The sequence below is a fragment of the Chromohalobacter sp. HP20-39 genome (assembly GCF_033052815.1).
Lineage (GTDB): Bacteria > Pseudomonadota > Gammaproteobacteria > Pseudomonadales > Halomonadaceae > Chromohalobacter.
This window is the reverse complement of record NZ_JAWHTP010001134.1, coordinates 1-238: the sequence shown is the minus strand read 5'-3', so window position 1 is coordinate 238 and position 238 is coordinate 1. Positions and strand designations below refer to the sequence as shown.

Here is a 238-nt window from a genome sequence, read left to right as displayed (position 1 = left end):
CACCGATCGTCCGAGAATAGGCATCCAATACCGTCCCGACGGGAAGGGGCTGCTCATAACTCATATCATGAAGGCCTCGCCCGCTTCGCAGACGATCCTCAAACCCGGCGACCGGATCTGCTCGCTCAACGGCAGGACCATCGAAGCACTTGCGGGAAAATATGGCGACATCAGTCCCCCGGTCGGAAAGATCGCCAGGGTCGGCGTCTGCGCCGGTCCGACGGTTTCGATCCTGGCC

1 protein-coding gene is annotated in these 238 nt (G+C 61.3%); it reads left to right on the top strand.

Annotation, left to right across the window (positions count from 1 at the left end; translation table 11 throughout):
• Positions 1–16 precede the first annotated feature (16 nt).
• On the top strand, positions 17–238 hold a 222-nt coding region (locus tag RVY79_RS22125), incomplete at its 3' end, for a PDZ domain-containing protein (protein ID WP_411161785.1).